This window comes from Paenibacillus lemnae (assembly GCF_012933385.1).
Taxonomy (GTDB): Bacteria; Bacillota; Bacilli; order Paenibacillales; family Paenibacillaceae; genus Paenibacillus_AQ; species Paenibacillus_AQ lemnae.
In genome coordinates this window covers 1-23,442 of record NZ_JABBPN010000001.1, presented here as the reverse complement: position 1 = coordinate 23,442, position 23,442 = coordinate 1, and the positions used below count along the sequence as shown (strand labels likewise).

Below are 23,442 nucleotides of genomic sequence, written 5' to 3'. Positions count from 1 at the left end.
ATGTTTCTATTCTACCACTATTTGTCCTATAATCCTATTCTACAAAGTCACCTTTTTTTCCTTCATTTTTGGTGCATTCTTACAAATCTCACAGCAAAAAAGGAATGTTTCACGTGAAACATTCCCTTTTCATAACTTCTATATAATTGGAGTTTTAGCAGCTGTCCCCGGCTTGCGAGGATACTTGGCTGGCGTAGGTCCCGTTTTATCAATAACAATGATGTGACGAGCAGAATCTTCAACAGGTAGAGAGAAAGAATGAACCTGTTTCATTCTGCCTCTCAGCTCCTTCAGACTTCGTGCTGCTTCCTTCACTTCTTCGGCCGGGTCGCTTCCCTTCATGGCAGCAAATTGACCGCCTACTTTCGCAAAGGGCAAGCAGAACTCATTCAGTACAGATAACCGGGCAACTGCTCTGGCAGTTACTAGGTCAAACCCGTCACGATACTTGTGCTTGCGGGCAACTTCTTCCGCTCTGCCGTGCAGCATTTCAACCTGCTTCAGCTGAAGCTCCTCGGTGACATGCTTTAAGAAGTTAATTCTTTTGTTCAATGAATCTACAATCGTAAGCTGCAGATGCGGAAAACAGATCCTCAACGGAATACCTGGAAACCCAGCCCCAGATCCGATGTCTGCCAGTGAAGATACATGCTGCATATTCACAAAAAAAGCGAGGCTGACTGAATCATAAAAATGCTTCGTATATACCTGTTCCCGTTCGGTAATCCCGGTTAAATTCATCTTCTCATTCCACTCTACCAGGATGCGGTAATAACCTTCGAACTGTTCCAGCTGTGCATCGCTGATCGATATCCCCTGCTGTTCCAGCCTGTCTGCAAATGCTTCCTGAACGGCATCCCTCATTTAGGCGGTTCCTTTCGCTGCAGTCACCCTGTTGTAATGCTCCAGGTAAACCAGAAGAATGGAAATATCCGCCGGTGTCACACCGCTGATTCGGGAGGCCTGGCCGATTGAGATTGGACGGATTTTGTTCAGTTTCTGTCTCGCTTCCATCGCCAGTCCGTGAATATCCTCATAGACGATATCTTCCGGAATCCGCTTCTTTTCCATCTTCTGCAGACGCTCGACATGCCCCAGCTGTTTCTCGATATATCCGGCATATTTGATTTGAATCTCAACCTGTTCCTTCATCTCCTCATCCAGTTCATATGGAGACGGTGACAAGGATTCAATACGGTCAAATGTAATTTCCGGACGGCGCAAAAGGGTCAGCAATGTACTTCCATCCTGTATAGGAGCAGAGCCTGCACCTTCCAGCATTTCATTCACTTCCACCGGCTTCACCTTGGCTGCTTTCAAACGTTCGATCTCCTGCTCAACCAGCTCTTTTTTGCGGAGGAACTTGTTGTAACGTTCTTCGGAGATCAGTCCGATCTCATGGCCAATTCCCGTCAAACGCAGATCGGCATTGTCATGGCGGAGCAGCAGCCGGTATTCAGCGCGTGAGGTTAGCAGGCGGTATGGCTCATTGGTGCCTTTGGTAACCAGGTCATCAATCAGCACACCGATATACCCTTGAGAACGGTCCAGAACGACCGCATCCTTGCCTTGTACCCTGCGGGCAGCATTGATACCAGCCATAATGCCCTGGCCTGCTGCTTCCTCATAACCAGAAGTTCCGTTAATTTGTCCCGCTGTAAATAGCCCAAGAAGCCGCTTCGTTTCCAGCGAAGGCCACAGCTGTGTAGGCACCATCGCGTCATACTCAATGGCATAACCGTTACGCATCATTTCTACTTTCTCCATGCCTGGAATAGAGCGCAGGACGGCCAGCTGAACATCCTCAGGCAGACTGGTAGACAGCCCCTGAACATAGTATTCCTTCGTATTCTTGCCTTCCGGCTCCAGGAAAATCTGGTGCTTCGGTTTATCCGCGAAACGCACAATCTTATCTTCGATGGATGGACAGTAACGCGGACCAGTACCTTCAATCACTCCGGAGAACATCGGAGCACGATGCAGATTATCATTAATAATCTTGTGGGTATCCAGTGATGTATAGGTTAACCAGCACGGCAGCTGTTCATTATCAGAAGATTTGGTTTCATAAGAAAAAAACTTCGGCTTGTCATCACCAGGCTGAATTTCGGTTTTGGAAAAATCAATCGTATCCTGGTGCACACGCGGCGGTGTCCCTGTCTTAAACCGGACAAGGTCAAATCCGAGCTCACGCAGATGCTCTGCAAGCTTCACGGACGGCTGCTGGTTGTTAGGACCACTTTCGTACATCAGCTCACCCATGATCACTTTGCCGCGCAGATAGGTCCCTGTTGTCAGCACAACCGACTTGGCGCGGTACTCCGTGCCAGTCTGGGTAACGATCCCAACACATTCGCCCTCTTCCACGATCAGACGATCTACCATACCCTGGCGCAGTGTCAGCATGTCTTCATTCTCCATCGTTTCTTTCATCGTATGCTGATACGAGAACTTGTCTGCTTGTGCCCGCAGTGCATGAACCGCCGGCCCTTTACCTGTATTCAGCATGCGCATTTGAATAAACGTCTTATCGATATTGCGTCCCATTTCTCCGCCGAGTGCATCGATCTCACGCACCACATGTCCTTTGGCTGGTCCGCCAATGGAAGGATTACATGGCATAAAAGCAACCATATCCAGGTTAATGGTAACCATCAATGTGCGGACACCCATCCGAGCGGATGCCAGTGCAGCTTCACAGCCTGCATGGCCTGCACCCACGACAATAACGTCATAAGTGCCTCCTGTATAACTCATAATAAACCCTCCTATTTTCTATTGTAGTCTTGGAGCGGCAGCTGCGGATCTCACCGGAAAAGATAACAAATCCGCTGATCCTGCCTTTTCCCATATATAGAGCCCTACGTCTCTGCAAGGCAGCATTTCTATTCATATCCAGCGGCGATTAAGCCGCCTTATTTACCCAAACAAAACTGGGAGAAAATCTGGTCGATCAGCGAATCACCCACTGCTTCACCCAATATCTCACCCAGCTGCTCCCAGGCCATCCGCACATCGATCTGAATCATATCAATCGGGATCAGCTCATCCGCAGCCTCATAGGCTTCCACCAAAGACTTCCTGGCTTTCTTGAGCAGCGCAATATGACGGACGTTGCTGACATAGGTCAGATCGCCGCCTTCGATCTTGCCGCTGAAGAAGAGGTTTGAAATGGACTCTTCCAGCGAATCGATCCCCTCTTGAGCTTTTACGGACATCGGAACAATAAGTTCATCCGGATAATAACGGCGGACAATGTCCATATCCAGCTGATGCGGTAAGTCCATTTTATTCAAAATGACAATGCATTGTCTACCGCGTATTTGTTCCATCAATGCCAATTCATCTTCATGCAGCGGCTCGCTGCTGTTGAGCACCAGCAGAATCAGATCGGCTTCATTCACTGCATGCCGTGAGCGCTCGACACCAATCTTCTCTACGACATCCATCGTTTCACGAATGCCGGCCGTATCCAGCAGCTTCAGAGGGATATTGTTGATCGTCACAAACTCCTCAATAACGTCCCTCGTCGTACCTGGAATATCCGTCACAATGGCCCGATTATCTTGAGCCAGCGTATTCAGCAGTGATGACTTGCCGACATTCGGGCGGCCGACGATAGCTGTCGTAATACCTTCTCTGAGAATCTTGCCTTCCTCGGCTGTCTTGAGCAGCTTGTCGATTTCATCCATCACATGCCGGCTTTTATCCTTGATTAACTCTGAAGTAAATGACTCCACATCGTGCTCTGGATAATCGATATTGACCTCAATGTGAGCCAATGTCTCCACAAGTGTATGGCGAAGCTCGTTGATCCGGCGCGACAGATTCCCCTCCACCTGCTTCAATGCAACAGAGAATGCCCGGTCTGACTTGGAACGGATCAGGTCGATGACCGCTTCTGCCTGGGAGAGATCAATTCGTCCGTTCAAAAATGCCCGCTTGGTGAACTCACCGGGCTCTGCCAGTCGCACATTGGTCTGCAGCAGGAGATCCATTACCCGCTTCACAGCAATCACACCTCCGTGTGTGCTGATCTCTACAACATCCTCGGTTGTAAACGAACGGGGGGCCCGCATTACGGTAACCAGCACTTCCTCCAGATGCTCTCCCTTCTCGGGATCCACAATATGACCATAATGAACCGTATGCGATTCTGCTTGAGACAGCGGGGTTCGGCTCTTCAATAACTTCTCTACTTCAACGATTGAATCCGGTCCACTGACACGTATGATGGCAATACCGCCTTCACCAACCGCTGTCGAAATTGCAGCAATCGTATCACTCAGCATCATGCGCATGCACCTTCCTTTCCTTCTATATCATCGGCTGATTCCAGCTTGTAAAATAAAAAACAATGACTCCTTACATAGTCAAGGAGTCATTGGCATTCATATTCTTTACGGTCGCTTGTACATAATCACGACACGCCGATGCGGCTCATCACCCTTACTGACAGTTTTGACAGCGGAATGATGCTGCAAACGAGCGTGGATAATTTTACGCTCAGAGGACGGCATCGGCTCCAGCACAATCTCTTTGCGGGTATTGACAGCCTGCTTCGCGAGCCGGTCGGCCAAGCCCTCCAGCGTCTTCTTCCGGCGTTCCCGGAAGTTCTCCGCATCGAGAATTATCCGCACATAACTGCTGCCATACCGGTTAGCCACGATATTGGTCAAGTACTGAAGAGCATCCAGCGTCTGGCCTCGGCGGCCAATGATCATCCCCAGTCCTTCACCGGAAAGCTGCAGTGTGGTGTGGTCCTTCCCATGATCCACATCCACACCGATATCCAGTCCCATCGCCTGTGCGGTATCTTTCAGAAACCGCACGGCTTCTTCGTAAGGATCCGGGCCGCTTTCACGATCGTCATCAGAGAGGATCCCCGTAAGCTGTGATGTCTCTGGTTTCTCCAAGACGGTCTTGCGAGCCCCTTCTTGCAGCTCAGACGCTGTAAGAGGTGAGGCCCCAGAAATATGTGCCTTGCCTTGATCAAGTGAATCGCCGCCTGTACTGTCAGAGAGAAGCGTGAGTTCCACCTTGGCTTCTCTGCTGAACAGCCCCAGGAATCCTTTTGACGGCTGACTTACAATTTGAACCGATACCTGCTCTCGGCCTACATTCCACCGGGTCAGTCCCTGGTTGACAGCATCCTCAACGGTTTTTCCTGTTGCGACGAGTTTACTCATCTTGACTTCTTGGCTCCTTTTTTGCCTTTTTTACCGTTCTTGGGTCCCTTTGGCCCCTTGCTTTGACTTACAGTTGCTGCTGCCACATTGGCGGTTGCAACGGTCTTGTCATTGTTACGGTACAAGAAGTAGTTCTGCACGATGGTGTACAGGTTACTGTAGAACCAGTACAGCGGCAGTGCTGAAGGGAACTGGAACGACATGACAAAGATCAGAATCGGATATACGAACATCATGAACTGCATGATTCCCATCTGTGGAGACGGATTCATCTTGATCATCATTTTGGTCTGCAAATAGGTCGTTATTGCGGCAAGTACCGGCAAAATAAAGAGCTTGTCCGGTTCACCGAGCTGCATCCACAAAAATTCATGAGATCTTAGCGGTCCATTAAAATAGATAGATTGATACAATGCGATAAAGATAGGCATCTGAACGATCAGCGGTAAACATCCCGCCATCGGGTTTACTTTGTTCTCCTGGAACAGCTTCATCGTTTCCATCTGAACTTTTTCAGGCTGATCCTTGTACTTCTCACGAATCTTCATCAATTCAGGCTGAATCGCCTGCATGGCTTTTGAGCTTCGAACCTGCTTCATCGTCAGCGGCAGGATCAGTGTACGAACGATCAGCACCATCACGAGGATGGCAAAACCATATTCTCCGCTAAACCATTCGGCGAAGGTGTCCAGTCCTAAAGTAAAATAATAAACGACGTTGCTCTGCCAAAAGCCCCCGTTCCTCAGGTCCTCGATACTGCGCATCTGGTCATCTCCAGGTGCACACCCGGATAACACAGCCATAGACAGCACCAGCAAAGCTGTGATGAGGAACCACTTTCCTCGTCTTGTCTTCATTAGCGACACTTCATAACCCCTCTCTTAACCATTCCATTCCACCGTAAATCATACCATATTTATATGCACAAATAAACACAACCTCACCGCTTCTTTGCCTTTAACAGTGACGATTTGCGCAATACGTGCAGCACACTTTTTTCAAGTTCCTGATAAGTTTTATTCAGCGCGCCTTTCCGTACAATAAAGATCAAATCAATGTGCTCGATAATCTCATCCTGGTGATGACGAACAATCTCTTTGACGAGCCTTCTCATCCGGTTGCGGACGACAGCATTTCCTACCTTCTTGCTGACCGACACCCCGGCCCGGAACTGCTCAACCTCTTTTTTGCGGAACCAGTACACCACAAACTGATGGTTGGCAAAAGACTTTCCATGCCGGTATACACGGCTGAAGTCGGCCCGGTTTCGTAAACGAAGTTTTTTTTCCACCAGTCTCTCCCTGTCTGCCATTTGTCATAAGGCGGGTTTCCCTGCCCGCTGGAACAGCATGTTCTTCTATTAAAACAGTATCGTCATGAATGCCGCATACCAAACGGCTCTTCACCCATGACGAAAAAAAGACCACCGAGGTGGTCTTCAGGGCACAAAATTAAGCGCTCAGTACTTTTCTGCCTTTTTGACGGCGGTTCGACAATACTTTACGTCCATTCTTCGTGCTCATTCTTTTACGGAATCCATGGACCTTGCTGCGTTTGCTTACATTCGGTTTGAAAGTCTGTTTCATGATCGGTTGCACCTCCTTACAGGAATCTGAACTTGCCATATCCAAGCAGAAACGGTCTATTCTCTCGTTAATTCACGATTAAAATCCGTTCACAAACTCACAGAAAATGCCTTTATATATTTAATCATATTCCCAGGCCAAAGTCAAACCTTAAACGAAAACAACCTCTCCCTCTATAATGAAGAGTTTTAGAATTATCCACATGGGGATAATTTTATTTTCCTCCTCCTGCTGACACCTCTATCTTTCTTCATATAAATATAATCCCTTCATCATGTTTGCAGCTCTCTAATATCCATCGTCATGCAGCTACGACAATCGACAGCATTTCGTGTCGAAAAACGTTCGATTTAACAGAACTATATCTCAGCAGATATGGTTTTTCAGAACGTATATATACTGAGTTGATGGTGCTTAAAGGTGTCTGATAAACCGTGTCACATATGCTGCATGAACAACAAACGACGCCGATTATGGTACAATGAACCTTATTATAAATGACGAGAAGTGAAAGAGGGCGATGGTCATTTTCAGGCGGGAAATTAGTATAATGAAATGCGGAGAAAGTAATCTGGAATACTCGGTTTTTGGCAAAGGAACCCCCGTTTTACTATTTCATGGTGGGCATTCAGGGTGCCAAGAGGAGTTCGGGTTAGAAAAACTGGCAGCATCAGGTTTCTCTGTCATTACACCTTCTCGTCCAGGATACGGCCTCACGTCAGCGAATGGTGATTTGAGAGAAGCATGCAGTCACTACAAGTTGTTATTGGAGCATCTCGAACTGGATAAAGTCCACGTCATTGCTGTTTCTGCAGGAGGACCTACTGGAATACTTTTCTGTGCTATGTTTCCGGATAAAGTTTATAGCTTCACACTTCAATCTGCGGTGACCAAACCGTGGCTCACGCCCCAGGATAAAGAATACAAAGTAGCCAAACGCATCTTTAAGCCGGGAGCGGAAAAAAACACATGGATGATGCTTGCTGCGATGAATAACCTTTTGCCTAAGCTGACGTTCAGAATGATGGCATCCTCCTTTTCAAAACTGCCTTACCGGGAAATTTCCAAACGGCTGGACAGTCAGTCCTCCGTCATGTTTAGGGCAATGAACAATCGACAACGTTCCTGTTCAGGTTTCTTAATCGATCTGGAACAATGCCAGCAAGACTACTCCAGAGAGCTTGCGAGCATCCAAGCACCGATCCTGGTCATGCATAGTCAAAATGACAGCTCTGTGCCATTAAGTCACCCAAACCATGTAAAAGCGCTGCAGCCCCATTCTCAAATATGTATTCTGGACTCATGGGGCCATCTTATATGGATTGGTAAGCATGCGGCCGAATATGATAATGCCCTAATTACGTTTCTAAGCCGAAATATGATCAGAAAGAAGGAATGCCGTCCGTGAACACGCAAAAATACATGATCGGTGTAGATATTGGAACGACCAGTACCAAAGCGGTACTATTTAAGGAGAATGGGGAGCTGGTGGCAAAATCCGGCGGAGAATATCCGCTCCTTACCCCATCACCATCTATAGCGGAACAGGATCCGGAACAGATTTTTCAAACGGTGATTACCTCTGTTAAAGAAGTGATGGTGAGCAGCGGCATTAATGACACCGACGTGCTCTTTGTCAGCTTCAGCTCGGCAATGCACAGTGTCATTGCGATGGATAAAGACGGCAAACCGCTCACCCGCTGTATCACCTGGGCAGATAACCGCAGCGCGCCATATTCCACCCTTCTGAAAAATGACATGAACGGACATGAGCTGTACCTGCGGACCGGCACGCCGATTCATCCGATGTCTCCGATCACGAAGCTGATGTGGCTGCGCCAGGAAGAACAGGATATTTTCAAAAATACGGCCAAGTTCATATCGATAAAAGAGTATATCTTTTATAAGTTATTCGGCCAGTATGTAGTAGATCACTCGATCGCTTCCGCTACAGGTATGATGAACCTGAAAACGTTAGAATGGGACCACGAGGCTTTGGATATCGCAGGCGTTACGGCTGAACAGCTATCCCAGCTGGTACCCACCACCCATATTATTGAAGGTTTGAATGCTGGATATGCTGCGGCGATGATGCTGCCTGCATCCCTCCCTTTTGTGGTGGGAGCGAGCGACGGTGTCCTCTCTAATCTGGGGGTCGATGCCACAAAGCCCGGAATCGTGGCCGCCACGATCGGTACAAGCGGAGCGATCCGCACGGTGGTGAATGAGCCAATGACTGATCCGAAGGGACGGATCTTCTGCTATGCCCTTACCGAAGACAAGTGGGTAATCGGGGGACCTGTGAACAACGGCGGTATGATTTTCCGCTGGGTCCGTGACCAGCTGGCTGCTTCGGAAGTGGAGACGGCAAAACGTCTTGGCATCAGCCCTTATGATGTATTAACGAAAATTGCAGAACGTGTCCCTCCCGGCAGCAACGGACTGCTCTTCCACCCCTATCTAACGGGTGAGCGGGCACCGCTGTGGGATCCCAATGCACGCGGCTCCTTCTTTGGCCTGACGCTGAACCATCAGAAGGAGCATATGATCCGTTCTGTGCTCGAAGGTGTCATTTTTAACATGTACATGGTTATGCTGGCCATGGAGGAACAGGTCGGACGCCCGTCTGTGATCCATGCTACTGGCGGATTTGCCCGCTCCCCTATCTGGCGTCAGATGATGGCTGATATTTTTGATCAGCGGGTCATCGTCCCGGAGAGCTACGAGAGCTCCTGCCTGGGAGCCGTTGTGCTGGGCTTGTACGCCACAGGACGAACCGATACCCTCGATATCGTGGGACGTATGGTCGGCGGCACCTATGAACACCGGCCGATTGAAAAGAACGCCGGGCTGTATAAAGATCTGCTTCCGATTTTCATTCGTATTTCCCGAAAACTGGAGGAAGATTACGAGGCCATAGCTGAATTTCAGCGCAGGCAGGAGGAATAAAGGGCATTTAGATTCATATAATGCTGATCTGCTTCGAGAAGGAAGCCTGAGAGGCAGCTGAGCCTATCCTCATGTTCTCTGTTCTCTGTCCTCGCCCCTGACGGCATACTGCCCATCACCATATACTAAAAAGGATTCAGACCCATTTCGGGTTCTGAATCCTTTTTTCGTTTCATTGTAATCCTGATCCACTTCAAATAATCCTTATCCTCTGCCCTCGGTCATAGTCTCTAATTTAACGACACCGCGCATCCTCTTCGGCTCATCTGCCGACTAATGAAGGGTAAAGCTGCTGACACAGGGAAAAGTTACCCACAGGCATCTCCCGCCATCCACCAGCCACAACCCGACAGTTTCACAATTATTTCGCCTAATATTCCGGAAAAGCTGTGCATAATTTTTATCGCCTAGGTGCGTATGTTGTCGAAACCTGAACAGTTTATAAACAATATATAGTGGTGTGAATAAAAATTATGCACAACGTCTTGAATTTGTGGATAAAATCTCTGCATCCATTGAAAACATGCCACTCTTTTGCTATGATGATATTACTTTTGGATGTGAATATGTGAATGTACCCTTTATATTATCAACAGGCTGTGGATAAAGTTGTGAACAATTTCAATTTATCCAGCTTTTTTTGTTTTTATAGAAGTCTAACTCTGGGGATAAATCTACAACATTCATTTTCTTTCGACATTCTTCATCGGCCCAAGGGCCGGATTTGCGAGATTTAAAGGAGTGACGGTTTTGGAAAGCCATTCCGAACTATGGCAGCAGATATTATCGATAATTCAAACCAAGTTGAGCAAGCCCAGCTTCGATACCTGGTTTAAAGCTACGAAAGCGATGACGCTGAACGATCACTCCGTTGTCATCTCCGCCCCGACCACGTTCGCCGTGGAATGGCTGGAGAGCCGATATACCAAGCTGGTAAGCTCTACTGTCTATGAAGTGCTGGGCAAACAGGTGGATGTACGCTTTGTGATCGAAGAGGTAAAGTCAGCCGAGCCCGCACCGCAGCAGCCTGCACCGGCCCTGCAAGTAACCAGTGATGAAATTCAGTCCCATATGCTGAACCAGAAATACACGTTTGATACCTTTGTTATTGGTTCAGGGAACCGCTTTGCTCATGCTGCCTCACTGGCTGTGGCAGAAGCACCGGCGAAAGCTTATAACCCGCTGTTTCTTTATGGCGGCGTCGGACTAGGCAAAACGCATTTGATGCATGCGATCGGGCACTATATTCTGGAGCATAATCCCAGCAGCAAGGTCGTTTATATCTCGTCCGAGAAGTTCACGAACGAATTTATTAATTCCATCCGTGACAACCGGGCGGAAAGCTTCCGCAACAAATACCGCAATGTCGACATTCTGCTCATTGACGACATTCAGTTTTTGGCCGGTAAAGAGTCCACGCAGGAGGAGTTTTTCCATACCTTTAATGCCCTGCACGAGGAACGGAAACAGATCATCATTTCCAGTGACCGGCCGCCCAAAGAGATTCCAACCTTGGAAGAACGGCTCCGTTCCCGCTTTGAGTGGGGACTGATCACAGATATTCAACCGCCGGATCTGGAGACACGGATTGCCATTCTCCGTAAGAAAGCGAAGGCCGAGAATCTGGATATTCCGAATGAAGCGATGATGTATATCGCCAATCAGATCGACACGAATATCCGGGAGCTGGAAGGGGCGCTCATTCGCGTTGTTGCCTATTCCTCACTAACGAATCAGGATGTAACGACACATTTGGCCGCAGAGGCGCTGAAGGATATCATTCCATCCAGCCGTCCCCGCATCATTACAATTCAGGATATCCAGCAGCGGGTGGGAGAGTACTACAATCTGCGTCTGGAGGATTTTAAGGCGCGCAAAAGAACAAAAGCCGTCGCATTTCCGAGACAGATTGCCATGTACATGTCCCGTGAGCTGACGGACTATTCCCTGCCTAAAATCGGGGAAGCATTCGGAGGCCGTGATCATACCACCGTCATCCATGCGCATGAGAAGATCACTCAAGCTTTAAAAGTAGACCAGGAGCTCTTTAAAGTTATCAACAACCTTACAGAGAAAATCAAAAATCCTACCTGAACAAGTTAAAAGCCTATGCACAATCTATACACATGTGGATAGGCTTAATTTTATGGGCTTCAGCGGGCTTATCCACATATTCAGTGCCCCTACTACTATTACTATTAATAATTAATAAAGATTATCCTTATAGCAGTCCGTGAATTACGGCCATGCCGTCAACTTAAAACCTTCCAAAATCCGCAAGGAGTGAAACTATGAAAATCAGTATCCTAAAAACCTTTTTGAACGAATCTATTCAGCATGTTTCCAAAGCAATCTCAAGCCGGACGACCATTCCGATTTTGAGCGGCATCAAGCTGGACGTTAATCATCAGGGGGTTACACTGACCGCAAGTGATACGGATATATCGATCCAATCGTTTATACCGGCAGAGGATGAGAAGCAGACTATTGTACAGGTGGAGCAGCCTGGCAGTGTTGTGCTTCCGGCTAAGTTTTTCGTGGAGATCATCAAAAAGCTCCCTTCACAGGAAGTGCAGATGGAGGTTAAGGACAATTTCCAAACCTTTATTTCTGCAGGTGCGACTGAAATTCAGATGGTAGGCCTGGATCCGGAGGAGTTTCCGGTGCTGCCTAGCCTGGATGACAGTGACAGCATTTCCGTACCGGGTGATCTGCTGAAGAATATGATCAAGCAGACCGTCTTCTCCATTTCCACACATGAAACGACTCCAATCTTGACCGGGGTGCTGTGGAACCTGGCAGATGATGAGCTCAAATTTACAGCGACAGACCGCCACCGCCTTGCCACACGTTCCGCCAAAATGGACGGCACAAGCGAGGTTAAATTTAATAACATCGTCATTGCCGGCAAGACGCTCAACGAGCTGAGCAAGATCGTGCCTGACCAGAATACGCTGGTCGATATTGTCGTTGCAGATAACCAGGTGCTGTTCAAAATAGACCGTGTCCTGTTTTATTCCCGGATTCTGGACGGTATTTATCCGGACACTACTAGAATTATTCCAACCAGCCACAAAACAGAACTCATTTTGGACACGAAAAAATTGAGTGAGTCCATCGATCGTGCTTATTTGCTGTCAAAAGAGGAAAAAACAAATATTGTGCGGATGCAGACGATAGAAAACGGGGGTATCGAGATTTCATCCAGTTCTTCGGAGCTTGGTAAGGTTCGTGAAGAGCTGGAGCTGGCTGATTTTAAAGGGGAGCCTTTAAAAATCTCGTTTAACTCCAAATATATGCTGGATGTGCTGAAGGTTGTGGAGAGCGAACAGCTGATGATCGCCTTTACAGGGGTGATGAGCCCGATCATCCTCAAGCCGATGGACGACAGCCGGAGCATGTATATTATTTTGCCGTACCGGACAACGAACTAAAGGAAATCCCAAAGATCGGGAACTTGAAAGGAACATGAAGAGATGAAGTCGATCACGATCCACAGCGAATATATCAAGCTTGATTCCTTCTTGAAGCTGGCAGACTGTGTATCCACAGGCGGAATGGCCAAAGCACTGCTTCAGGAGGGCATGGTTTCTGTGAATAACGAAAAGGAAGAACGCCGCGGACGCAAACTGTATCCCGGAGATATCATCCAGGTCGAGGATTGCGGTACCTTCAAAATTGCTGCAGAATAAGAGGGGAACGCACGCTTTTCGCTCGGGTGTGTTGCAAGAGTAAGGAGTGGACAAGCATGTTTGTGAACAACATCAGCCTGCAGCATTACCGCAACTATGAACGGCTGCAGCTGGACTCCTTTGGAGACGTCAACTTAATCATCGGTCAAAATGCACAGGGCAAAACCAATATGGTGGAGGCCCTGTTCGTTCTTGCACTGAGCAAAAGCCATCGTACCTCCAAAGATAAGGAGCTTATTGCTTTTGACAGCAGCTATGCACACATTGCGGCAGAAATAGAGAGGAAGTACGGGAGCTTGAAGCTGGAGCTGTCTCTTTCTCATCAAGGCAAAAAAGCCAAAATCAACGGTCTCGAGCAGCGCAAGCTGAGCAACTTCATCGGTTCGCTCAATGTGGTCATGTTCGCACCAGAGGATCTGGAGATCGTAAAAGGAACGCCGGGGGTCCGCCGCCGGTTTCTTGACATGGAAATCGGGCAGGTGACTCCAAGCTACCTGTTTCATCTTCAGCAGTACCAGAAGATACTCGTGCAGCGTAACAATCTGCTGAAAACCTTGTGGGGCAAGGAAGCCTCCCAGCAGGCGATGCTGGATGTCTGGAATGCCCAGCTGATCGAGCATGGTGTTAAAATCGTCAAGAAGAGGAAACAATTTATAAAAAAGCTGCAAAAATGGGCGGAATACATCCACAAGGGGATCACCAACGGGCTTGAGGAATTGAAACTCCAGTATATCCCGTCTTTCTCCGATCCCGAGGAAGAAGATGAAGCTGTCTTATTTGAGGCTTTTATGATAAAATTATCACAAGTGAAAGACCAAGAAATAAGGCGCGGTATAACGCTGGCAGGTCCTCATCGAGACGATCTGGCCTTTTATATAAACGGCAATGAAGTTCAGATATACGGGTCCCAGGGCCAGCAGCGGACGACCGCACTGTCTCTGAAACTGGCGGAAATTGAACTGATCCAGGAGGAAATCGGAGAGTACCCGGTCCTGCTGCTGGACGATGTGTTGTCAGAGCTGGATCCCTATCGTCAGACACAGCTGATCGAAACCTTTCAAAGCAAGGTACAGACCTTCATAACGGCAACAGGGGTGGAAAGCCTCAATGCTGATAAATTAAAGGATGCCCGCATTTTTCAGGTTCACAGCGGACAGGTTGACGCTTAAGGAGTGATTCCGATCTATATTCATTTGGGTGGCGAAAAGATTATCCGTTCCTCGGAGCTGGTTGGCATCTTTGATATTTCGATTGAGAAATCCTCAAAGGTCTCCAAGCAGTTCATTACGCATGCCAGACAGAGCAAGGTAGTTGAATTTATTGGTGAGGAAGATCCCAAATCCATTGTCGTCACCAAAGGCATCGTTTATTATTCTCCCATTTCTTCCGCAACGCTCAAGAAACGAGCAAATTTATTTATTGCAAATGCTTAACAATCTGTAGAAGTAGGTGAAGGCATGTCTATGAATCAACCGACTTATGATGAGAACCAGATTCAGGTACTGGAGGGTTTGGAAGCGGTCCGGAAGCGTCCGGGTATGTACATCGGATCCACCAGTGAAAAGGGCTTGCATCATTTGGTATGGGAAGTAGTGGATAACAGCATCGATGAAGCGATGGCAGGTATCTGCGATCATATCGAGGTCATTATCCATGAAGATAACAGTGTCACGGTTATTGATAACGGGCGCGGCATCCCTGTCGGTGAGAACGCAAAGCTCAAGAAGTCGACCCTGGAAGTCGTGATGACCGTGCTGCATGCCGGCGGTAAATTCGGCGGCGGCGGATACAAGGTATCGGGCGGACTGCATGGTGTCGGCGTGTCGGTTGTTAATGCGCTGTCTGCCAAGGTGGTTGTTCAGGTGAAACGCGACGGCCATATTTACCAGCAGGAATACCATCGGGGAGTACCCCAGTATGAAATCAAGGTCATTGGAGAAAGCGATGATCATGGAACGACGGTAACCTTTCAGCCAGACCCCGAGATCTTTACGGAAACCACAGAATATAATTATCAAACGCTCCTGACCCGGATCCGCGAGCTGGCCTTTCTGAACAAGGGCATTGCGCTTACGTTAACCGATGAGCGTACCGGTGCAAGCAACCGCTTTAGATATGACGGCGGGATTATCGAATATGTGAAGTTTTTGAACGAGAAAAAGGAAGCGCTGCATGAAGAACCGATCTATGTGGAAGGTTCCCGGGATAACATTCAGGTGGAAGTGTCGCTTCAGTACAACGACAGCTATACCGAGAATATTTACTCTTTCGCGAACAACATTAACACCCATGAAGGCGGTACGCATGAATCTGGCTTTAAAAGTGCGTTGACCCGTATCATCAATGATTATGCCCGAAAAACGGGTCTGATTAAGGATAACAGTGCCAATCTGACTGGAGACGATGTGCGTGAAGGCTTGACGGCTATCATTTCCGTCAAAATTCCGGAACCGCAGTTTGAGGGTCAGACGAAAACCAAGCTGGGTAACAGCGAGGCACGGGGAATTGTGGAATCTTTGTTCGCCGAGAAGCTGCAGGAGTTCCTGCAGGAAAATCCTTCGGTCTCCAGACGCATTCTGGAGAAATCACTTCAGGCTTCACGGGCACGGGAAGCCGCTCGTAAAGCCCGTGAGATGACACGGCGCAAAAGCGCACTGGAAGTCAGCGCACTGCCCGGTAAACTGGCGGACTGTTCTTCCAAGGATGCTTCGATCAGTGAGCTGTACATTGTCGAAGGTGACTCGGCAGGCGGATCTGCCAAACAGGGGCGGGACCGCCACTTCCAGGCCATTCTGCCGCTGCGTGGCAAAATACTGAACGTAGAGAAAGCGCGGCTGGACCGCATTCTGTCCAATGCAGAGATTCGCGCGATCATTACCGCACTGGGAACTGGTATTGCTGATGATTTCGATCTCGACAAGGCCCGTTACCACAAAATCATCATTATGACCGATGCTGACGTGGATGGTGCGCATATCCGGACCTTGCTGCTGACGTTCTTTTACCGGTACATGCGCAAAATCGTGGAAGCGGGATATATTTATATCGCACAGCCTCCGCTCTTCAAGATTGAGCGAAACAAAGTTGTGCGCTATGCCGGCTCTGAGAAAGAGAGGGAAGAAATTATCCGCGAATTTGGAGAGAACGCCAAGTATAATGTCCAGCGATACAAGGGACTTGGCGAGATGAACGCCGGTCAGCTGTGGGAAACTACCATGGATCCGGAAAGCCGCACCATGCTGCAGGTTACCATTGAAGATGCCATTCTCGCAGACAGTATCTTTGATACCCTGATGGGAGACAATGTAGAACCGCGGCGTGACTTTATCCAGGAACATGCCAAAACCGTCCGGAATCTGGACGTTTAATGACTACACACAAAGCGTGCCGGCTCCGATGAGGAACGGGCACGCTTTTTATACGTCTGCACTACAGCTAAACCTTACGTCCATAGGCGTGGGCATATTTTCTAACTTTGCGGTAAATGTCTTTGTTTTTGAAAAATTTCTTGAATGGAAAGAGCGCCGGCTTGGTATTGACCTCCAGAATCCATATATTCCAGCGGTCATCAATGGCGACATCCAGGCCAATTTCCTTTAGATCTTTATATTGCTTTTGCAGCTGATAGGCGACGTTGACACCGAGATCTTTTAACTCTCTGCGGATATTTTCCGCTTCATCTGCATTCATATGCTCAGCCATCAGGGTTTTGTAATGCTTGACGGTGCCGCCGCTGTGGTGATTAGTTACGATTTTCTGATAGGCTGCGACACGTCCGATGATGCCGGTGCTCTCCCATCTGCCCAGGGGCGTCCGCTGTGCCAGCACGCGCAGATCAAAGGAACAGCCCTTGTATTTTAATAGCCGGATACCCTGCTGGATCAGATATTCTTTTCCCTGGCAGAGAAGAGAGACCGCACGGTGAAGCTGTTCCAGATCAGCATACTGCTCGGTCTTGGTTTCATACCGGAGAATATAATGAACGCTTTCTTTGTCGCCGCCTTCATCAACAGCTACCCGTTCCGCACACATGACTCCATTACCGTAAGTACCCCGGTCCGGCTTGATATAGACAAGCGTATGCGTCTCCAGCATATATGCAAGCTCATCGAGCGAGTACAGTCGGGTAGTCGGTACGTAGGAGGCCAAACCCTTATTTTTGAGCAGGATCGTCGTCTTGGCCCACTTGCTTGAAACGCGTTGTACAGTCAACCGTATTCATCCTTTCCGGTTTCATTTGGGTCAGGCGATTATCTGAATTCAACATGAACATCAAAAATCATCCCCTTCACAAAGGGCACCCTGAAAACTCAGGACAAGGGCCGGAAACAATGGTATAATATAAAGATGTGAAGATTTGTAGGCTTCATGATGATTTTTATAATCCTTTGCTTTGCATTGTATGTGTAAGTGTGTATGAAAGGCAGGGCGTATCCCTAGTCCGGGGACAAAAAGTACAGATTGAACAAGCTGCACAGCTGTGACGTTTAATTGTACTCTTTTTGTGAAAGTAATATAATTAATGATGTACTGGACGTTATCGTAATTACTATTCTGCTTTTTTCACATAGATGAAGGCATGGTTGATAGGAAAATGAAGGAGGCCCAGCATGGCGGAAGAAAATTTCTCCCAAATCAAAGATCGGGACATCGGTACGGAGATGCGCGAATCCTTTATGGATTATGCGATGAGTATCATTGTCAGCCGGGCGCTGCCGGACGTGCGGGACGGCTTGAAGCCGGTTCACCGCCGTATTTTGTTTGCAATGTCAGAACTCGGTATGGCCCCGGATAAACCGTACAAAAAATCCGCAAGGATTGTTGGTGAAGTAATCGGTAAGTACCATCCACACGGCGACTCTGCGGTGTATGAGTCTATGGTGCGGATGGCGCAGGACTTCTCCATGCGGTATATGCTGGTCGACGGTCACGGGAACTTCGGTTCCATTGATGGCGACATGGCGGCAGCCATGCGTTATACAGAAGCTCGTCTATCCAAGCTTGCGATGGAAATGCTGCGGGATATTAATAAAGAAACCATTGATTTTGCACCTAACTATGATGGTGAAGAACATGAGCCTGTGGTTCTCCCCGCAAGATATCCAAATCTGCTCGTCAACGGGGTTTCGGGTATTGCCGTCGGTATGGCGACCAATATTCCGCCTCATAACATTGGTGAAGTGATTGACGGCGTCCAGGCCATGATCCGCAATCCGGATATTACGCCAATGGAGCTGATGGATTATATTCAAGGCCCTGATTTCCCGACCGCAGGATATATTGTAGGACGCTCAGGAATCCGGCAGGCCTACCAGACCGGCCGCGGCTCTGTCACGATGCGTGCCAAGGCGACCATTGAGGAGAACAATCAGAAAGCGCGTATTGTCGTTCATGAGATTCCTTATCAGGTCAACAAAGCTCGGCTGGTAGAGAAAATTGCCGAACTCGTGCGTGAGAAGCGGATCGACGGAATTACGGATCTGCGGGATGAGTCTGACCGGAACGGAATGCGTATTGTCATCGAGCTGAGACGGGATGTCAATCCGAACGTCGTGCTGAATAACTTGTACAAGCATACCGCAATGCAATCCAACTTCGGCATCAACATGCTGGCCATTGTAAATAATGAACCGAAGATCCTGAATCTCCGTGATGTGCTGCATCATTATTTGGAGCATCAGGTTGTCGTCATTCGCCGGCGTACGGAGTTTGACCTTAGAAAGGCAGAAGCTCGTGCTCATATTCTCGAAGGTCTGCGGATTGCTCTGGATCATCTGGATGAAGTCATCGCATTGATTCGTGCTTCCCAGACGACTGAAGCCGCTCGTGAAGGATTGATCGAACGTTTCGGACTCAGCCATGAGCAGGCTCAGGCGATTCTGGATATGCGTCTCCAGCGTTTGACCGGTTTGGAACGTGAGAAGATCGAGAATGAGTATCAGGAACTTCAGAAGAGAATCGCGGAGCTGCGTGAAATTTTGGCGAATGAACATCTCGTGCTGCAGATCATTAGTGATGAGCTTCAGGAGATTAAAGACCGCTTTAATGATGAGCGCCGCACTGAAATTACGGTAGGGGAAGACAGCATTCTGGATGAAGATCTCATTCCTCGTGAAGAAGTGATCATTACGATCTCCCACACTGGATATATCAAGCGTCTTCCGGCCAATACGTATCGAAGCCAGAAGCGAGGGGGCCGCGGTGTCGTTGGCATGGGAACGAAGAGCGAGGATTTCGTGGAGCATCTGTTCGTGACAAATTCTCACCACTATCTCATGTTCTTCACCGATAAAGGGAAGGCTTACCGGTTAAAAGCGTATGAAATTCCGGAGCTCAGCCGGACGGCGCGCGGAACACCGATTATCAATCTGATTCAAATCGAACAGGGAGAAACGGTCAATGCGGTCATACCGGTCGAGAGCTTCGAAAATGATAATTATCTGTTCTTTGCAACAGAGCAGGGCATTGTGAAAAAAACACCGCTTGAGGATTATGTGAATATTCGCAAAGGCGGCCTGATCGCGATTAACCTTCGTGAAGACGATACCCTGATCGATGTGAAGCTGACCGATGGGCAGCAGGAGATCATCATGGGAACCGCAATGGGCATGTCCATCCGGTTCAAAGAGAGTGATGTCCGCTCTATGGGACGGAGCGCTACAGGTGTCAAAGGGATCACCCTGGGCACGGAAGACACTGTCATCGGTATGGATGTAGTGGATAAAGAGCTTGATGTGCTGATTGTTACCAGCAAAGGCTCTGGGAAACGTACACCAGCACAGGATTACCGTTCACAAACAAGGGGCGGCCGCGGGATTAAAACGATCAGCATTACGGAGAAGAATGGCCCTGTGGTCAGCCTCAAAGTTGTAAAATCAGAAGAGGATCTGATGATTATCACGGCAAGCGGCACCATCATCCGTACCAGCATGGACGGTATCTCGACAATGGGACGTTATGCTCAAGGCGTTCGATTGATCAACATTCGTGAAGACGATACGGTTGCGACCGTTTGTCGGGTGGATAAGAGTGATGAGCCGGATCTTCTGGATGAAGAAGGTTTTGAAGCCGGTGAAGAAGGCGGAGAACCATCTATCGACAATGATTCGACGGAATAGACAACAAGACTGGAGCATGGGTGCACAAAGGCATCCATGCTTTCTTTTATTCAGATCTTGTACAGGCACCTACAACTGAAGTAATATGATATGGAGCAAATAAGTAAAATATTGTCTGCCTAAGGGCTTTGATCAGCCTGACAGATCAGATGGAGAGGTTCAATCATGACGATCAAATCCGTTAGTGATTTAAAAGCCGGGGTTAAACTAACCCAAGATGTACATACACCTCTGGGAGGCGTCCTGCTGCAAAAAGGCAAGATTCTTCTGCCCAGAGAACTGGACGTGTTAAAAGCTTTTATGGTACAGCAGGTTGAGATTGAAGGCGCAGAAGGGGATTCCGGAAAAATACCGACGATTAAATCAGCAGGACAGAAGCCGTCGCTCCTGTTTTCAGATCCAAAAGGAGCGTCTAGTTCAGAAGACAGCCTTCCAAGAAAGGATCAGCCCCTGCACGACGAGTATGATAAGATGCTGTCTTTGGTGAAAAGCAGTTTTCAGTCTGCCATCGCCGGGGAAATTCGTATTTATGAAGTCCGCAAACAGATGGAAAGCTTGCTTGCGCACCAGAAGGATTTTGCTGTGTTAAAATTCGCACCCCGGATGACCAGCCGTAACGATTACCGTTTTCATAATGCTGTATTGTGCGCACTTTCTTCATATAAGCTGGCACAATGGATCGGGCTGCCTCAGAAGGAGTGGATTCAAGTCGCATTTGCTGGACTTCTTCATGATATCGGAAACGCAAAGATTGATCCGCTGCTGCTCAATAAACCCACACGGCTCTCCCCTGAGGAAAATGAAGAGATGCGCCAGCATACCACCTACGGCTATCAGATTCTGAAGAATGTGGCTGCCGTGAATGAAGGTGTTCGTCTTGCAGCACTACAGCATCATGAGAAGATTGACGGATCAGGATATCCTTTAAAACTGGAAGGCAGCAAGATTCATATCTATGCGAAAATCGTAGCGATCACAGATATCTTTCATGCGATGACGCTGGATAAGTTTTACGGTAATGCCCAATCCCCTTATGCTGTTATGGAGCAAATTCAATTGGAAGCTTTCGGGAAACTGGATCCGGTTATTGTCCAGACCTTTATCCATAAGGTAACGGCACTGCACAATGGTACGAGAGTGAGACTGAGCTCAAACGAAGTGGGCGAGATTGTATTTACCGACAGCCAGAACCCGACAAGACCTATGGTCTCGATCAATGGAAATATAGTCAATCTCATGCAGCAGCGCCAGTTGTTCATAGAGGAAGTAATTTCCTAACGATAGAGGTTGACTGCTAACTTAATGCTGTGATATATTATTTTTTGCCGCTTAAAGCGGATCTAATATATCACAGCATTGCATTTTGAAATTTTCAATAAAAAAAAGCTTGCTAAATAAGTAAGAACGTGATATATTATAAAAGTTGCTGAAGCGAGAGATTGCCAAGCAACATTGAAGAAGTTGATCTTTGAAAACTGAACAACGAGTGAGTTAAACCGATCTTGCTTTTAGCAAGATCAAACATGAGATAGTAATATCTCGTCAGTTTTGAAATGAGCAAGTCGAACTACCCTTATTGGAGAGTTTGATCCTGGCTCAGGACGAACGCTGGCGGCGTGCCTAATACATGCAAGTCGAGCGGACTTGATGGGGAGCTTGCTCCTCTGGCTCACCAAGGCGACGATGCGTAGCCGACCTGAGAGGGTGAACGGCCACACTGGGACTGAGACACGGCCCAGACTCCTACGGGAGGCAGCAGTAGGGAATCTTCCGCAATGGACGAAAGTCTGACGGAGCAACGCCGCGTGAGTGATGAAGGTTTTCGGATCGTAAAGCTCTGTTGCCAGGGAAGAACGTCTTCTAGAGTAACTGCTAGAAGAGTGACGGTACCTGAGAAGAAAGCCCCGGCTAACTACGTGCCAGCAGCCGCGGTAATACGTAGGGGGCAAGCGTTGTCCGGAATTATTGGGCGTAAAGCGCGCGCAGGCGGTTTGTTAAGTCTGGTGTTTAAACCTGGGGCTCAACTTCAGGTCGCACTGGAAACTGGGAAACTTGAGTGCAGAAGAGGAGAGTGGAATTCCACGTGTAGCGGTGAAATGCGTAGATATGTGGAGGAACACCAGTGGCGAAGGCGACTCTCTGGGCTGTAACTGACGCTGAGGCGCGAAAGCGTGGGGAGCAAACAGGATTAGATACCCTGGTAGTCCACGCCGTAAACGATGAATGCTAGGTGTTAGGGGTTTCGATACCCTTGGTGCCGAAGTTAACACATTAAGCATTCCGCCTGGGGAGTACGGTCGCAAGACTGAAACTCAAAGGAATTGACGGGGACCCGCACAAGCAGTGGAGTATGTGGTTTAATTCGAAGCAACGCGAAGAACCTTACCAGGTCTTGACATCCCTTATGGTTGTCGTCAGCTCGTGTCGTGAGATGTTGGGTTAAGTCCCGCAACGAGCGCAACCCTTGATCTTAGTTGCCAGCAGGTCATGCTGGGCACTCTAAGGTGACTGCCGGTGACAAACCGGAGGAAGGTGGGGATGACGTCAAATCATCATGCCCCTTATGACCTGGGCTACACACGTACTACAATGGCTGGTACAACGGGAAGCGAAGGAGCGATCTGGAGCGAATCCTAAAAAGCCAGTCTCAGTTCGGATTGCAGGCTGCAACTCGCCTGCATGAAGTCGGAATTGCTAGTAATCGCGGATCAGCATGCCGCGGTGAATACGTTCCCGGGTCTTGTACACACCGCCCGTCACACCACGAGAGTTTACAACACCCGAAGTCGGTGGGGTAACCCGCAAGGGAGCCAGCCGCCGAAGGTGGGGTAGATGATTGGGGTGAAGTCGTAACAAGGTAGCCGTATCGGAAGGTGCGGCTGGATCACCTCCTTTCTATGGAGAATCG

Annotated in this window: 18 protein-coding genes and 1 rRNA gene; 11 read left to right on the top strand and 8 right to left on the bottom strand. The window is 48.4% G+C overall.

Going from position 1 to position 23,442, the window contains the following annotated elements; translation table 11 throughout:
* Positions 1 to 138 precede the first annotated feature (138 nt).
* The 7 genes from rsmG to rpmH all read right to left on the bottom strand — a co-directional run bounded on the left by rsmG (position 139) and on the right by rpmH (position 6,775).
* On the bottom strand, positions 139 to 864 hold the full coding sequence (gene rsmG, locus HII30_RS00095) for a 16S rRNA (guanine(527)-N(7))-methyltransferase RsmG (protein WP_169502897.1): 726 nt from the start codon (positions 862 to 864) through the stop codon (positions 139 to 141).
* Positions 865 to 2,757: a tRNA uridine-5-carboxymethylaminomethyl(34) synthesis enzyme MnmG gene (gene mnmG, locus HII30_RS00090; RefSeq protein WP_169502896.1), complete on the bottom strand. Its 1,893-nt coding sequence runs from the start codon at positions 2,755 to 2,757 to the stop codon at positions 865 to 867.
* A 158-nt stretch (positions 2,758 to 2,915) separates the two neighbouring features.
* Positions 2,916 to 4,292, bottom strand: coding sequence for a tRNA uridine-5-carboxymethylaminomethyl(34) synthesis GTPase MnmE (gene mnmE, locus HII30_RS00085; RefSeq protein ID WP_169503243.1), 1,377 nt, complete (start codon positions 4,290 to 4,292; stop codon positions 2,916 to 2,918).
* 108 nt (positions 4,293 to 4,400) lie between these two features.
* Entirely contained in the window at positions 4,401 to 5,189 is a 789-nt protein-coding gene (jag, locus tag HII30_RS00080; RefSeq protein WP_169502895.1) for an RNA-binding cell elongation regulator Jag/EloR, read from the bottom strand.
* A complete protein-coding gene (locus tag HII30_RS00075; RefSeq protein ID WP_169502894.1) occupies positions 5,186 to 6,055 on the bottom strand; it encodes a membrane protein insertase YidC in 870 nt (289 codons plus the stop codon). The genes jag and HII30_RS00075 overlap by 4 nt, the downstream gene beginning before the upstream one ends.
* Positions 6,056 to 6,129: 74 nt before the next feature.
* Complete coding sequence (gene rnpA, locus HII30_RS00070) at positions 6,130 to 6,480, bottom strand: ribonuclease P protein component (RefSeq protein WP_169502893.1); 351 nt, start codon at positions 6,478 to 6,480, stop codon at positions 6,130 to 6,132.
* 160 nt (positions 6,481 to 6,640) lie between these two features.
* On the bottom strand, positions 6,641 to 6,775 hold the full coding sequence (rpmH, locus tag HII30_RS00065) for a 50S ribosomal protein L34 (RefSeq protein WP_169502892.1): 135 nt from the start codon (positions 6,773 to 6,775) through the stop codon (positions 6,641 to 6,643).
* 550 nt (positions 6,776 to 7,325) lie between these two features.
* On the opposite strand from rpmH, the gene HII30_RS00060 reads away from it, so the two are divergent.
* The 8 genes from HII30_RS00060 to gyrB all read left to right on the top strand — a co-directional run bounded on the left by HII30_RS00060 (position 7,326) and on the right by gyrB (position 16,784).
* Entirely contained in the window at positions 7,326 to 8,183 is an 858-nt protein-coding gene (locus HII30_RS00060) for an alpha/beta fold hydrolase (protein ID WP_246245884.1), read from the top strand.
* Positions 8,171 to 9,724, top strand: a complete 1,554-nt coding sequence (gntK, locus tag HII30_RS00055) for a gluconokinase (protein ID WP_211184342.1) — start codon at positions 8,171 to 8,173, stop codon at positions 9,722 to 9,724. The genes HII30_RS00060 and gntK overlap by 13 nt, the downstream gene beginning before the upstream one ends.
* Positions 9,725 to 10,474: 750 nt before the next feature.
* A complete protein-coding gene (dnaA, locus tag HII30_RS00050; protein WP_169502889.1) occupies positions 10,475 to 11,818 on the top strand; it encodes a chromosomal replication initiator protein DnaA in 1,344 nt (447 codons plus the stop codon).
* Between the two features lie 197 nt (positions 11,819 to 12,015).
* Positions 12,016 to 13,158, top strand: a complete 1,143-nt coding sequence (gene dnaN, locus HII30_RS00045; RefSeq protein WP_169502888.1) for a DNA polymerase III subunit beta — start codon at positions 12,016 to 12,018, stop codon at positions 13,156 to 13,158.
* 42 nt (positions 13,159 to 13,200) lie between these two features.
* The gene (yaaA, locus tag HII30_RS00040) at positions 13,201 to 13,416 is read left to right on the top strand and encodes a S4 domain-containing protein YaaA (protein WP_169502887.1); all 216 of its coding nucleotides are present in this window, start codon (positions 13,201 to 13,203) and stop codon (positions 13,414 to 13,416) included.
* A 56-nt stretch (positions 13,417 to 13,472) separates the two neighbouring features.
* The gene (recF, locus tag HII30_RS00035) at positions 13,473 to 14,585 is read left to right on the top strand and encodes a DNA replication/repair protein RecF (RefSeq protein ID WP_169502886.1); all 1,113 of its coding nucleotides are present in this window, start codon (positions 13,473 to 13,475) and stop codon (positions 14,583 to 14,585) included.
* A 12-nt stretch (positions 14,586 to 14,597) separates the two neighbouring features.
* On the top strand, positions 14,598 to 14,849 hold the full coding sequence (remB, locus tag HII30_RS00030) for an extracellular matrix regulator RemB (protein ID WP_169503242.1): 252 nt from the start codon (positions 14,598 to 14,600) through the stop codon (positions 14,847 to 14,849).
* A gap of 24 nt (positions 14,850 to 14,873) precedes the next feature.
* Positions 14,874 to 16,784: a DNA topoisomerase (ATP-hydrolyzing) subunit B gene (gyrB, locus tag HII30_RS00025; protein WP_169502885.1), complete on the top strand. Its 1,911-nt coding sequence runs from the start codon at positions 14,874 to 14,876 to the stop codon at positions 16,782 to 16,784.
* Positions 16,785 to 16,851: 67 nt separating this feature from the next.
* On the opposite strand, the gene HII30_RS00020 is transcribed toward gyrB, so the two are convergent.
* Positions 16,852 to 17,628: a YheC/YheD family protein gene (locus tag HII30_RS00020; protein WP_169502884.1), complete on the bottom strand. Its 777-nt coding sequence runs from the start codon at positions 17,626 to 17,628 to the stop codon at positions 16,852 to 16,854.
* Between the two features lie 398 nt (positions 17,629 to 18,026).
* On the opposite strand from HII30_RS00020, the gene gyrA reads away from it, so the two are divergent.
* The 3 genes from gyrA to HII30_RS00005 all read left to right on the top strand — a co-directional run bounded on the left by gyrA (position 18,027) and on the right by HII30_RS00005 (position 23,429).
* Entirely contained in the window at positions 18,027 to 20,534 is a 2,508-nt protein-coding gene (gene gyrA, locus HII30_RS00015) for a DNA gyrase subunit A (protein WP_169502883.1), read from the top strand.
* Between the two features lie 165 nt (positions 20,535 to 20,699).
* Positions 20,700 to 21,812, top strand: coding sequence for an HD-GYP domain-containing protein (locus tag HII30_RS00010; protein ID WP_169502882.1), 1,113 nt, complete (start codon positions 20,700 to 20,702; stop codon positions 21,810 to 21,812).
* Between the two features lie 295 nt (positions 21,813 to 22,107).
* Positions 22,108 to 23,429 (top strand): 16S ribosomal RNA (locus tag HII30_RS00005).
* Positions 23,430 to 23,442: the final 13 nt, after the last annotated feature.

Coding starts and splice junctions, on each gene's coding strand:
- rsmG (WP_169502897.1), bottom strand. CDS start 864: ATGAGGGATGCCGTTCAGGAAGCATTTGCAGACAGGCTGGAACAGCAG.
- mnmG (WP_169502896.1), bottom strand. CDS start 2,757: ATGAGTTATACAGGAGGCACTTATGACGTTATTGTCGTGGGTGCAGGC.
- mnmE (WP_169503243.1), bottom strand. CDS start 4,292: ATGCTGAGTGATACGATTGCTGCAATTTCGACAGCGGTTGGTGAAGGC.
- jag (WP_169502895.1), bottom strand. CDS start 5,189: ATGAGTAAACTCGTCGCAACAGGAAAAACCGTTGAGGATGCTGTCAAC.
- rpmH (WP_169502892.1), bottom strand. CDS start 6,775: ATGAAACAGACTTTCAAACCGAATGTAAGCAAACGCAGCAAGGTCCAT.
- HII30_RS00060 (WP_246245884.1), top strand. CDS start 7,326: ATGAAATGCGGAGAAAGTAATCTGGAATACTCGGTTTTTGGCAAAGGA.
- gntK (WP_211184342.1), top strand. CDS start 8,171: ATGCCGTCCGTGAACACGCAAAAATACATGATCGGTGTAGATATTGGA.
- dnaN (WP_169502888.1), top strand. CDS start 12,016: ATGAAAATCAGTATCCTAAAAACCTTTTTGAACGAATCTATTCAGCAT.
- yaaA (WP_169502887.1), top strand. CDS start 13,201: ATGAAGTCGATCACGATCCACAGCGAATATATCAAGCTTGATTCCTTC.
- recF (WP_169502886.1), top strand. CDS start 13,473: ATGTTTGTGAACAACATCAGCCTGCAGCATTACCGCAACTATGAACGG.
- gyrB (WP_169502885.1), top strand. CDS start 14,874: ATGTCTATGAATCAACCGACTTATGATGAGAACCAGATTCAGGTACTG.
- gyrA (WP_169502883.1), top strand. CDS start 18,027: ATGGCGGAAGAAAATTTCTCCCAAATCAAAGATCGGGACATCGGTACG.
- HII30_RS00010 (WP_169502882.1), top strand. CDS start 20,700: ATGACGATCAAATCCGTTAGTGATTTAAAAGCCGGGGTTAAACTAACC.